At 34.0% G+C, this 10920-nt stretch carries 12 protein-coding genes; 9 read left to right on the top strand and 3 right to left on the bottom strand.

Annotated elements, in window-relative coordinates:
* Positions 1-617: 617 nt before the first annotated feature.
* On the bottom strand, positions 618-1199 hold the full coding sequence (locus tag FTU29_RS16460; protein ID WP_180122911.1) for a hypothetical protein: 582 nt from the start codon (positions 1197-1199) through the stop codon (positions 618-620).
* Positions 1199-2626 (bottom strand): ATP-binding protein, encoded by a 1428-nt coding sequence (locus FTU29_RS16455; protein WP_257226951.1) that lies wholly within the window; start codon positions 2624-2626, stop codon positions 1199-1201. The genes FTU29_RS16460 and FTU29_RS16455 overlap by 1 nt, the downstream gene beginning before the upstream one ends.
* A gap of 701 nt (positions 2627-3327) precedes the next feature.
* On the opposite strand from FTU29_RS16455, the gene FTU29_RS16450 reads away from it, so the two are divergent.
* Entirely contained in the window at positions 3328-3561 is a 234-nt protein-coding gene (locus FTU29_RS16450) for a hypothetical protein (protein ID WP_005175447.1), read from the top strand.
* Here the strand turns inward: FTU29_RS16450 and FTU29_RS16445 are convergent.
* The gene (locus tag FTU29_RS16445; protein WP_005175445.1) at positions 3545-4828 is read right to left on the bottom strand and encodes a MobA/MobL family protein; all 1284 of its coding nucleotides are present in this window, start codon (positions 4826-4828) and stop codon (positions 3545-3547) included. The genes FTU29_RS16450 and FTU29_RS16445 overlap by 17 nt on opposite strands.
* A 221-nt stretch (positions 4829-5049) precedes the next feature.
* On the opposite strand from FTU29_RS16445, the gene FTU29_RS16440 reads away from it, so the two are divergent.
* The 8 genes from FTU29_RS16440 to FTU29_RS16405 all read left to right on the top strand — a co-directional run bounded on the left by FTU29_RS16440 (position 5050) and on the right by FTU29_RS16405 (position 10261).
* Positions 5050-5805: a hypothetical protein gene (locus FTU29_RS16440; RefSeq protein ID WP_180122910.1), complete on the top strand. Its 756-nt coding sequence runs from the start codon at positions 5050-5052 to the stop codon at positions 5803-5805.
* 827 nt (positions 5806-6632) lie between these two features.
* Complete coding sequence (gene repM / locus FTU29_RS16435; RefSeq protein ID WP_005175440.1) at positions 6633-7535, top strand: replication initiation protein RepM; 903 nt, start codon at positions 6633-6635, stop codon at positions 7533-7535.
* Between the two features lie 78 nt (positions 7536-7613).
* A complete protein-coding gene (locus FTU29_RS16430; RefSeq protein WP_121523912.1) occupies positions 7614-8132 on the top strand; it encodes a plasmid replication DNA-binding protein in 519 nt (172 codons plus the stop codon).
* A gap of 255 nt (positions 8133-8387) precedes the next feature.
* Positions 8388-8864 (top strand): hypothetical protein, encoded by a 477-nt coding sequence (locus FTU29_RS16425; RefSeq protein WP_218948644.1) that lies wholly within the window; start codon positions 8388-8390, stop codon positions 8862-8864.
* A gap of 148 nt (positions 8865-9012) precedes the next feature.
* Positions 9013-9354, top strand: a complete 342-nt coding sequence (locus FTU29_RS16420; protein WP_104472901.1) for a hypothetical protein — start codon at positions 9013-9015, stop codon at positions 9352-9354.
* A 68-nt stretch (positions 9355-9422) separates the two neighbouring features.
* On the top strand, positions 9423-9656 hold the full coding sequence (locus FTU29_RS16415; RefSeq protein ID WP_111885980.1) for a DUF6500 family protein: 234 nt from the start codon (positions 9423-9425) through the stop codon (positions 9654-9656).
* Positions 9657-9732: 76 nt separating this feature from the next.
* Positions 9733-9978, top strand: coding sequence for a type II toxin-antitoxin system RelB/DinJ family antitoxin (locus tag FTU29_RS16410; protein ID WP_111885987.1), 246 nt, complete (start codon positions 9733-9735; stop codon positions 9976-9978).
* Positions 9968-10261: a type II toxin-antitoxin system RelE/ParE family toxin gene (locus tag FTU29_RS16405; protein ID WP_111885981.1), complete on the top strand. Its 294-nt coding sequence runs from the start codon at positions 9968-9970 to the stop codon at positions 10259-10261. The genes FTU29_RS16410 and FTU29_RS16405 overlap by 11 nt, the downstream gene beginning before the upstream one ends.
* Positions 10262-10920 lie beyond the last annotated feature (659 nt).

The raw sequence follows: 10920 nt of genomic DNA, 5'->3' as shown, positions 1-10920 counted from the left end.
ATTTAACATAATAGAGCTTATACGAAACGCAATTTAAAATATTATTGTTTTTCATATAGTTAAAAATTTTTCATCCCCCTGAAAAACAACAAAATACCGACTTGGAAACAAGTCGGTTTCTTTTTAAGCAATTTTGATACTTCTTGCCAATAAAATTGATCAATATTTAATCAATTTGTCATTTTTCTCTGCGTTATCAAGACAGCGCTAGCTTAAATTATCCCCAATTTCTGCGGACAACTCTTGGGATAAAAATTCATCAATTTTGTACGCCTGAGCGCACATAAATTTAGGGATTTTGCGGATGTTCACAATCCCTTGTATTCAATATCATGAAGTCATAAGAGAACAGGATGTTCCGCAGAATAAAAATAAATAATCGCACAAGGATCGGCGGCACGACAGGAGTTATGCCAAGCGAACCAATACGAAAAAGCCCGACAGGATGTCGGGCTTTTTTTATTAAAAAAATATTTTAAATCATTGGATTAAGCTCATTTTTGGAGCTTCGTATAACGTGTATTATGTTAATTTTAGACATTCTAAACATAGATTCATTTAAATATGTCACTAAGCATAAAACGTTTAATCACAAAATCCTGCTTATCATTTCAAATTTATATCAATCTTATATTTAATAATTTTCTGATAGGGATAGTCTCAGCATTTTCAACTTTCCAGTAAACAGGATCATTAGGATCATTACTTACTTTAAAATCGTATGTTATCTCAGTTTCTCTTTTAGGATCACTTAAATGACATATACAATATACTATTTGCCATTCTGATAAATCAGAATCTGTGAACTCTATAAGAACATCATTTAAATAACTTATTAAATTTTTGGCTGATTTACACTTATACTTATTATCTTTGTATCCATTTAAAGAGGATTTTAAATCTAAAACTAGAATATAAGGATTGTCTTCTATCACACAAAAAATAATGGCATCACAAGTTGATGATGCTAAATGTTTCTTGAATAAAAAAGATGCTGGTGGCGGAACACTATCTTGTGTAAAAGCAAAGACTTCTGAAAACCCCGTTAGTGTAATTTTCTTTAACTTTGCAGATCTATCCTTTTCCTCAATTTCTAAATAAATAGAATCCCCATTAACTACTTCATTCAAGATAACTTTATTTGGCTTTAAAATTCCACAGGACTTAAAATATCTAATAGTTTCTATCGGTAACATCATTACAGCCCATAAAGCAAAGCATCTTGAATCTTGTTCATAGCTCTGATTTCCTCATCAAAGCTTATAATTTTTATCCCACTTTCAGTAATATTTAATTTTTCTATATTACCTAATCGTTTTTTCTTTAAGCTACCATCTACCTGAAAAAGCCCAGTAGATGTGTAATAAATATTAATATTTTTACTATCTAAAACGTCATTTTGATCATATCCAAATTTTTTCATTACTTTCGTGACATGATCTTTATCTGAGTTAAGTAGAATTAACGTATTTAATTCTCTAATGATATAGTCACTATGGGTTGTCATAAAAACTTTTATTCCTGAATTAACTAATCCAGCAATGAATTGTGCAAACTTTCTTTGATTTTCTGGATGTAAGTTTAACTCTGGTTCATCAACCATTAATAAGTCATTAAAATTAGATTTATAATTTAACCAATACCAAATAATCATTAATGATCTAACGGCACTAGAAGACTCTCCCAAACCTAATTTAGAACGCTTAGATGCGGTCGGAATAAAATATAAGTTCCCTTCTTTAGTTATCTGATATTTACCACCAGAAATTTCTTCAAATTTCTTTAAAAGATGTGGGTTGTTCTTAATAAAACTTGTTTGTGATGATGATTGAATTAAGTCAGGTAAGTTTGCAATGAACTCAACATTATCTTCTACTGAAATAGCATAGTTTCGTTTAAATTTTTTAAGTAGATCATACGGATGAAATTTAGACGAAGGAGAACTATCCATCTCAGTTAACATTCTAACAAGCTGATTTTTATTGAAATTAAGCTCATTTTTAAATATTGATGCACCAGTTCTCTCTGCACTTGCTATGAATGTTGTTGGTATATTTGTACTGAGTACAATAGATATTAATGTCTGAGAAATAACATCATCTAAAATGTATATAGGAGGTGCACCATCAACTTCTGTTGAGATAATTTCAGCAACCGTTGAATTAGCTGGTTTTTTTATTGATAAGAAAACCTTTCCAGAAGAGCTTCTAAAATCATGATCATATTCTTTATCAATCCATTCATCTTTTAACTTAATATGAATATCAAAATAAGTTTCTTCAAAAATTGCATCGGAGCAAGCAAAATAGTTCCCTAATCTATCTTTAAGGTTCTTAGCACTTTCTTTAGTTAACGAATCTAGTTTACTAACTATAAATTCATTTAAATCTATTGAGGCTACAGCATTTTCATACAATTCTTTTTCTAATATCTCAGGAAGAGACCAATTGATAAGTTCTTTCCATTTGGTTAAATATGAGTAAATTGAGTTCGTTATATATGTTTTACCCGTATTGTTCTTACCACATAAAACTGTAAGATTTGCTAACTCTATCTCACCTTCATGTATAGGACCTAATTTATTAAAATTGAACCTCATATCAAGGCCTTTGCAAATAGCAACCATGGTATTTAATAAACTCTCAGTAAAATTTAAAGATTGAAATATATTTTTTGTAAATATATCTTATTTATAGAATTTTTTATAATCTATTTAAAATTTATTTAACATAAAATCTCTTATGCGAAATTCATCAAAAAAGCGCGGATCTAGTGTCCACGCTTCATATGATTTATACAATGGAAAGTGTAGTGAATTGGATAAGAAAAGCATAACCCTCTAATTGTTTATTTGCTTCTTTGAGCATGCTTTTAATAACAAAGAATTAGAGGGTTAAAATTTCCGCTGCACTTGTTTCTTTATACTTATTTATTGCTATTGTGAGGCTTATTTAATCAGGCTTAAAAAACAATATATAAGATATTGATATAAATAAAAAATATGAGTTATGAGCGAATTTTAGATGACAATTTTAGAAGATTGTCATCTAAAGTTCGCCACTAATCTTATAAATTATTGATTTATAAATAATATATTACTTTTTCTTCAAGAAACTAAAATTCGCCAGCAAGCCCAATAAAACTATATTAATCATAGCCTTACTATAGCAACCTCCCTAGAAATAAAAGAATCTAAAAGTAGAATGATCTATTAAAATACAAGTAGAAGATTCTGCATTTGGCTTAATAGTTGGAATTCTAGGTTCTGTCACATTAGGGAATTAGATATCAAATAATTCGGTTAACCCCTTATAGGAAGTATTTTCCATGAAAAAATTCAGTACAAGTGAGCATCTCAAAGAAATGGATCGTAAGGATTGGGCAACAGCCCAATCTATCACCACCTTTGGCATGAACCCCAAAGAAAAAAAAGCCCATGAAAAAAGATCCTGGGAACGCTTTGAGCGGATCCAGTCTGGAGAAACCACAATTAAAGATGAAGAAGCAGTACTGCTTATGCAGTGGCGTGCCTTAAATAATCGGCTTAAAAGCGAGGACTAAAACCATTATCCTTATCTTGATTCCTTGTCTTTTCAGGAGCGATAGCCTTTTCCCTCATTTGCAAAGGCACACGTTCGATGACTTGCCGCTGAATAAATGCCAATTCTTCATCAATAGAGGCGATCTGAATAACTGAACCCTCTAATTGTTGGCCAAGATCCCTTAAGTATTCGAACCTCTCGACTCGATCGAAGGACTCGGTATTCAAAAGGTCTATATAGGTCTGTAAATCATGCTGAATCAACCTAAGCGGTTGGGTCGTTTGACGATCTTGCAATAAGGTTTGCAGCATCTTCTGTTGTAAAAACAATAACTTTTCTTGGGCATACCATCGCTGCCGTGTCCGTGGAGTCTCGACTTGCTTTTGCTGTTCTTCAATGGTTTTTCGATTCTCTAATTCAGCCTCATAAAATGGACGATACAACTCATAATTATTTTCAGCACGTAACCGGTTAATTTCAGCAGTCATTCTTTCCCGTTCGGCCACTAACGCTGGCTCTTTCTCACGCGCAAAACGGACGGCCTTATTCATCACAGGCACATCCTTCAGCTGTGTGCCATGCTTCTTATTGTATTCCTGATTGGATAAACAGCTGACCAGGCTAGGGACCTCGACCTGAATGCCCCGGATTTCCACCATCTTGGTGGGAGCATAATACCTTAGACTTTCATTAATAAGCTCTTCAGTCTTCTGCCGATACAGCTGCAGCTGCGCCTTTCCCATGCCTAACACATCAGCTGTTAACTTCTGTGCCCCGCCTTTATGCGGATCCTTCGGATTATAACGCTTAAAAAACTGCTCTGCTGTCCGCTCGATGCCATCCACATGCCGCTCACTGTACATGAAATGCAAATGCGGTTGCTCTTTCCCTCCCAAGGACCCAGCATGATTATGAATGGCACAGGTGAATGGATAGCGGTAACTGTCTGCAAACTCACTAATGAATTGCTCGGCCAGTTCAATCCGCTGTGCCTGACTCAGCTCTTTGGGCAAGGCCACCACCATACTGGAACAGGTGCGGCCATTACTTCGTTCATAAATATCAGCAGCTTCCCAAAACTCAGCCGGCTTCCCTTCAGCAAAATTCGGCATATTCCCCGATCTGACAAACTCAATCTGTTCTGAAGCACTTTCTTTGTAATTTCTGAAATGCGAAGTCCGGCTAATGTAATGAAACCGGTTCTTGGCCGTGGCACCATTTTTCACTTTTCCGGATCGGGTCTTCACGGCCTTTTTTGTTGTGTGTTCCAGATTGCAGTAGAACATATTCCCACCTTCAAATTCACGGAGCCTCGCAGAGCCTGCGGAGCACGAGGAGAAGTGTTTTTAATTCGATATAATTGCGTAGTAATTATATCGAATTAAAAACACGGAAACGAGCTTAAGAATTAAAAAAAATGTTCCCACATTTTTTTTAATTCTTCCCGTGCCGGCCTATGCTAAACTGAAAACACAAAAACCTCACCCATTTTATGCTGGAGAATGCGATGGCGGCCCGTGGAAGACCTGCGAAAATACTCACTTCAAATGACCTCATGACATTACAGCAGTTCCTTAAAAATCTCCCTTTCCTCAAGAAAAACCAGCAGCAGGCTTTGACCTTGCTTCAACAAGCAAATGGCATATTCAATGACAAACAGCTCAATCTACTGAAAGCTGCAGACCGTGATAAAAACCAGTTTTTAAAAAGACAGGCCCTCATTGAACAGATCAAGCTAAAGGATAAAAACCAGCAGCCCCTTCTGGCCAACGAAACAGAAATTCTGGCATTACTGACACAGGAAATGGATCAGGATAATTTCTTCCGCCTGGATCGTGCCCTGGAGTCTTACCAGAAAATTGAAAAAGCAGCCTTGGAAAACCGGATCCGGCTGGAGAATGAACACAAGCGCGAAATTTTGCAAAAAAGTCATAAAGAACTGACAAACGCCCAAAAGAAACGTAATGCAGAAAATCAGCTCAAATATGCTTTAGGTGGAGCAGTACTAGCCGCCTGGAACAAACTTAATTTATCAACCGAAAATATAGATCCAGAAAAAGTTAAAAATACCATCGTCAATAACCAAAATTTTTTCAGAATGGTCAGTAACACCACGCTTTATCAATATATTCATCCAAGAACTGAAAACTACTTTCGAAGCAGAGAATTGTTTATCAAAGTTATTGAAGGATTATGTGAATATGATGACCACGGTACAGAACTTTATATCTTTGAAGCAGATAGTCACTTAAAACCGCAATAAAATGCGATTACAGCCACTTTTAAACCAATTTTTGAGTTAGCTACGTCTAAATCAATAAAGTGGCTGTAATCGCAAAACAAGAGCATTTAGCTTATTTTGCAAAAATACAAATCAAGATCCATTTCAAAACTCACAATATACCTAGAAGGTATATACCGAGCGAGTGTCTACGAGCGGCATAACTAAAATTCGCGCTTCGACTCTTTGAAAAACTGTTTTTTAGTATGTGAAATCTAAAAGAGCGTAAATCAAATGCCAAAATTTGATTCTAGAACGAGCGAAAGCGAGTAAAAAAAGCACTATGAGCGAAGCGAATTCCGAATTGTTTGTGCTTTTTTTAAAGTCATAACGAGATTTACTAAAAATTGCCCCAAGAATCGAGCGATAGCGAGATTCAATAGAGTTTGAGCGTAGCGAAAACATAGGGCAATTTATCATTCTCTGGGCTTTTAATTATTTTAATGCTTTTAAATGCTTTTAAATGCTATAAAAGCCTTTATTTAAAAGGCTTTCATACTTAATTAAACTAGGTTTGTCGACCTTTAAAACTAGGTTTGTCGACCTTTAAAACTAGGTTTGTCGACCTTTAAAACTAGGTTTGTCGACCTTTAAACTAGGTTTGTCGACCTTTAAATTCTTATACGAAATCTGATGTTAAAAAGAACTAAAACTAAAATTTATGGACCTTAAACCTTTTAATAGTAGTGAAATTATATCTGTCTTAAAGGGTATTAAAACTAGGTTTATCGACCCATTAAAAAGAGAATTGCTAAAACCATTTGAATGGTCTATCTTATAACCTAGTTATTAAGATAATAAAGAATGAAATGTCAAAATTAATCGTTAAAGATAATTCTTTAATGCAGGCAAGTTACACCCTAGACATGGTAGAACAACGTTTAATTTTACTTGCTATAGCTGAAGCTAGAGAAACTGGACATGGAATCACTGAAAATAGTCTTCTAGAGGTTCATGCGAATAGCTATATTAATACCTTCCATGTTGAGAAACATACTGCTTATACAGTTCTTAAAGACGCCTCTAAAAGCTTATTTGACCGTTATGTTACTTATCATGACGTTAACCCCAAAACGGGGAAAGACCGCAGTTTCCACTGTCGCTGGGTAGATAAAATTGGTTATGAACCTAATTCAGGGATTGTTTTTTTACGTTTCACACAAGATATCGTCCCTCTTATTACTCGTTTAGAAGAAAATTTTACTAAATATGAATTACAACAAGTCGCTAGATTAACTAGTGCCTATGCAATTCGTTTATATGAGTTGTTAATTCAATGGCGCTCAGCAGGGAAAACCCCCATTTTTGATTTGCAAATATTCAGACAACAACTAGGTGTTGAAGTTAATCAGTATAAGACCATGAGTAATTTCAAAACTTACGTTTTAGATTTTGCTCTTAAACAAGTGAATGAATGGACAGATATAACAGCTCAATACGAGCAACATAAAACTGGTCGAATAATTTCAGGATTTTCATTTAAGTTTCGTCAGAAGAAACCTAAAAAATCAAATTTAGTAACATTAACAGATCCACAACGTCTCTTATTTGCCAAGAAGCTTTCAGAACTCCCGGAAGTGAGTAGTAAATATTCTGAAGGGACAGAAAGTTATTCTCAATTTGCTGTAAGGATTGCTGATATGCTTAAAGATCCAGAAAAATTAAAAGAATTTACTCCACTGCTTAAAAAAGTTGGCTATAAAGCGGCATAAAATATAAGCTTGCTCATTTGTCTATTAGACAGTCTAATAGACAACAACTTTTGACAAGATTAGGCATAGCTTTACATCATGAAAAGCCTTTCAGTTCTTGAATTATCCAAGCTTTACAATATAAATAGACAGACCATATACAACCATATAAACAAAGGAATTCTAAGTAAAAATTCTGACAATAAGATTGATTTTTCAGAAGCCATTCGTGTATTTGGAGAGCCTGCTAAAAAACAGAATGTAAAAGACCCTGTAAAAATAGACAGTCCAAGTTCGGCAGAAGTTTTACTGCTTAGACAGCAGATAGACATGCTGAAAAATCAAGTATCAGATGCCAAAGATCGAGAAGCCTTCTACCAAGAACAAATTGAAGTCATGCAACGTCTATTGGAAGCTCCAAAACCTCATGTCACTACACCTGTTGATCCTGAGCCAACTCAATCTAAGCCTGAGACAGAAGAAAAAGAGGAAGTGATCACAATCCCTCCAAAAGAACCTGAAGTAATCGAGAATAAGCGCATTCTAGTCCCGGAACATGTCCAACCGGAACCAGAAAAAAGAGGCTTTTGGAGCCGTTTTTTTAGACCCTATGATTAACTACGATTGTTTAACTGATATGAACAAAGTCGTGAAACATTGATCAAGAAACAAGCGTGGAACGTGATAAATCATTAAAAAAGCCCGATCTGGAGGATACGGGCCAATCAAAATGATATATACCATTGATTAATAAAGACAATTATAACTCATTTCGTATAAGGTGTATTATGTTAATTTTAGAAATACTAAAAATCTAATTTCAATAACAGCAAAAATATTCCAGGTGTAAAAGTGATACTTCAAAGTTCCCAAATGGATGCATTCTTTCTATCCAGATATGATGTCCAGCTTCCCTCAATTTTAGAACTTATGATACTAGAAGGCTTTTATGAGGATTCGGATGCTATTGTCTTTAATTTTTACAAAGATAGGTTAGAGCAGGTGAATTACGAAGCCATAGCTGATGTTTACGGAGATCTAACAGGGTTTGAAGCCTCCAGTAATAAGATTCATATCGAGGATTACGTGGATAATCAACAGTATGAAATGAATGAAATAATCAACATCGGATTCGCATTAGTTCAATTAGTTCAAAACTTATGGAATCAGCTAAGGGATGATGAGTGCACTATAATTTTATCATCTGATTTAGAAAGTGAATTTGGAAGTAATGCCACTCTTAGTTTTCATAAAAAAAGAATGAATGAAATTTTAATGGATAGCTTAGATGACTGCTCTCAAGCAGTATTCATTTGTGGAAACAATGACTTAATATCTGCAAATACTTAACATAAGGGCTGTTATACGAAATAAAAAACCTAGGCACTAGCCTAGGTCTTAAATTTTAAAAAATACATAAAAATTAAGGTTATAGTCTCAATTTTTCAACTTCGTATAACGTGTATTATGTTAATTTTAGGGAAATTAAAGAGTAGAAATGAACTTAAATCTAAATAATAAAAAATTTGTAAATGCTAAAAATACATCTAATGGAGAAGTATCTCACGAGACTATTTTTAATTATTACCAAGTAGGTGAGCGTATAGAAGCTACCTATTCTGGTGGCAGTATTACCAATGGACATTTACTAGGTTTCATGACTTCTGAAAAAACTTTCACTATGGCATACCACCACATCAATGAGATGAATGAATTACGTATAGGTGAATGTAATACTGAGATTGAGATCCAAGCCAATGGAAAAATTAAGTTAATTGAAAACTGGCAATGGCGTAATGGAGACTGTTCTACAGGCGAATCAATACTTGTTGAAATGTAAGGTAGAAAAAAATAAAGCCCTGATCTTAGATCGGGGCTTCGTAATTAATTTTAGAGAAAGTTAAAAACATGAGAAAAGAGTTAAGAGAAATATTTATTCATGGATGTAATGAGAAAATTGAGAAGAAAGGAGATAGCGTAGGTTTATCTTTCTATGCCTTTTTCAAGAATAAAAATGATAATCCTGAGCTCTTAATGGAAGCAGCTAATTGGTGGATCATGCAACATAAATTAGATCATTTCGAAAAAGCCGTAAAAATTAAAGCTCTTGTTTTAAGTGAATCTTCGCTTAACTTAACATAATGGCGATTATACGAACTAGCCTTGTAATGCAGTTTGCATTACAATATTTTCATACATTCAATAAATGGGAAAAGTGATGGCTACTGTTAACTTCAGGGTCGATGAAGCCCTTAAAGAAAAATCATATTCAGTTCTTAGAGAACAAGGTATTGCACCTACTGAGTTTTTTACAAATGTCCTTGAATACATTGCAGCGACTGGAAAACTCCCTGTACAAAAAGCCTTACTCTCAGAAGAGGATACCGAGCTATTAGCGATTGTTCGTAAACGAATTAATGATCCTAAAGAAATGTTCGAGGAAATTACTTTAGATGACTTATAAGCTTTTACGTCATAAGGACTTCACAGCTGAATGGGAAAAGCTTCCTAGTGCTATAAGAGATCAATTTAAGAAGAAACTTGCCAAGATCATAGAGCAGCCACATATTCCCAAGAATATGCTTAGAGGGGATCTCGCAGGCTGCTATAAAATTAAATTATTAAAGGCTGGAGTCCGACTAGTTTATCAAGTCAAAGATGATCAGGTAGTTATCTTGCTCATCACCGTCGGGAAACGAGCTGACAGCATAGTTTATGACGAAGCGAAAAAGCGTATTAAAGACTGAAAATGGGAGCTATAAGCTCCCATTTTTGACTTCGTATAAGGTGTATTATGTTAATTTTAGGAATACTTAACTTAAAGCTATAATTAAGATCAATACTAATTTTTAGATATTAAAAAACAATGGAAATTACTGAGTATTTAAAAAAAAATTATGTTCAAATTAGTCTTATCATTATATTTTTTTCATCAACCATATATGTTCTAAGAGAGCATTTTTTTCTTATCAATAAAGCTGAAGAACTATCAAAAAATCATAAGAATATATATGTAGGATGCCTATTTTTGGAAAAAGCATTTTCAACTAAACATGGCATCGAACGACATAACGTCAATATACATGGTGATAGATTTTTACTTCAAAAGATGACAATTTCTATCTTTCCATTCCACCACAAGTACTATGATTTTCAAAAAAAAATTAAGCATAATACCTGTTATAAAGTAAGATATATCGAAGTTAATTATCTACTTGCTAAAAGAACATACATTTACGATCTAGTGGAATAGGTCTGTAATCAGAATAAGTACCTGTCATTTAACATAATAGAGCTTATACGAAACGCAATTTAAAATATTATTGTTTTTCATATAGTTAAAAATTTTTCATCCCCCTGAAAAACAACAAAATACCGACTTGGAAACAAGTCGGTTTCTTTTTAA

Origin of the sequence: Acinetobacter sp. YH12086, assembly GCF_013419345.1 — a bacterium.
Taxonomy (GTDB): Bacteria; Pseudomonadota; Gammaproteobacteria; order Pseudomonadales; family Moraxellaceae; genus Acinetobacter; species Acinetobacter amyesii.
This window is presented reverse-complemented; position numbering and strand designations above follow the sequence as displayed.

What these genes read in the sequence shown, in the direction of transcription:
- FTU29_RS16420 (WP_104472901.1), top strand. Translation starts at nt 9,013, where the DNA reads ATGAACTTAAATCTAAATAATAAAAAATTTGTAAATGCTAAAAATACA.
- FTU29_RS16455 (WP_257226951.1), bottom strand. Translation starts at nt 2,626, where the DNA reads ATGGTTGCTATTTGCAAAGGCCTTGATATGAGGTTCAATTTTAATAAA.
- FTU29_RS16440 (WP_180122910.1), top strand. Translation starts at nt 5,050, where the DNA reads ATGGCGGCCCGTGGAAGACCTGCGAAAATACTCACTTCAAATGACCTC.
- FTU29_RS16415 (WP_111885980.1), top strand. Translation starts at nt 9,423, where the DNA reads ATGAGAAAAGAGTTAAGAGAAATATTTATTCATGGATGTAATGAGAAA.
- FTU29_RS16410 (WP_111885987.1), top strand. Translation starts at nt 9,733, where the DNA reads ATGGCTACTGTTAACTTCAGGGTCGATGAAGCCCTTAAAGAAAAATCA.
- FTU29_RS16405 (WP_111885981.1), top strand. Translation starts at nt 9,968, where the DNA reads ATGACTTATAAGCTTTTACGTCATAAGGACTTCACAGCTGAATGGGAA.
- FTU29_RS16450 (WP_005175447.1), top strand. Translation starts at nt 3,328, where the DNA reads ATGAAAAAATTCAGTACAAGTGAGCATCTCAAAGAAATGGATCGTAAG.
- FTU29_RS16425 (WP_218948644.1), top strand. Translation starts at nt 8,388, where the DNA reads ATGGATGCATTCTTTCTATCCAGATATGATGTCCAGCTTCCCTCAATT.
- repM (WP_005175440.1), top strand. Translation starts at nt 6,633, where the DNA reads ATGTCAAAATTAATCGTTAAAGATAATTCTTTAATGCAGGCAAGTTAC.
- FTU29_RS16430 (WP_121523912.1), top strand. Translation starts at nt 7,614, where the DNA reads ATGAAAAGCCTTTCAGTTCTTGAATTATCCAAGCTTTACAATATAAAT.
- FTU29_RS16445 (WP_005175445.1), bottom strand. Translation starts at nt 4,828, where the DNA reads ATGTTCTACTGCAATCTGGAACACACAACAAAAAAGGCCGTGAAGACC.
- FTU29_RS16460 (WP_180122911.1), bottom strand. Translation starts at nt 1,199, where the DNA reads ATGATGTTACCGATAGAAACTATTAGATATTTTAAGTCCTGTGGAATT.